The 540-nt window shown below is 60.4% G+C and carries 1 protein-coding gene; it reads right to left on the reverse strand.

Features of this window, described 5'->3' with window-relative positions; genetic code table 11:
• The coding region (locus J5M73_RS30985; protein ID WP_207816867.1) for a hypothetical protein at positions 1-511 on the reverse strand (511 nt) is incomplete at its 3' end.
• Between the last annotated feature and the right edge of the window lie 29 nt (positions 512-540).

Here is a 540-nt window from a genome sequence, read left to right on the forward strand (position 1 = left end):
TCTTCATGTAGCGCAGATACGCGCCGCCATGACGCGCCTCGTCGCGCGAGATCGTCTCGTAGATGTGCTTGATGACGGGCTCGGTATGCCACTCGGCCGCCCGGCGATACCAGTGGTTCAGACGGATCTCGCCGCAGAAATGCAGCATCAGCGTCTCGAGCGGCGGCGCCGGATCGAACTCGAAGCGCACCGCGTGCAGTTCCTCTTCGGTCGGCATCAGTTCCGGCTTGAAGCGGCGCAGATACTCCATCAGCACGAGCGAATGCTTTTGCTCCTCGAAGAACCACACGCTCATGAACGCGGAGAAGTCGCTGTCGTGATGGTTGTCGCGCAGGAACATCTCCGTCGCGGGCAACGCCGACCACTCGGTGATCGCGTTCATCTTGATCGTCTTCGCCTGCTCGTCGGTCAGGAGCGACGCGTCGAACTTGTCCCAAGGGATGTCCTTTTCCATGTCCCAGCGGACGGCTTCGAGCGACTTGTAGAGTTCCGGATAAAGCATGGTGTTCATGGTCCCACCCCTGTTCTGCGCAATGCGAC

It is taken from the genome of Pseudomonas sp. 50_B, from assembly GCF_017491625.1.
Lineage (GTDB): Bacteria > Pseudomonadota > Gammaproteobacteria > Pseudomonadales > Pseudomonadaceae > Aquipseudomonas > Aquipseudomonas danubii.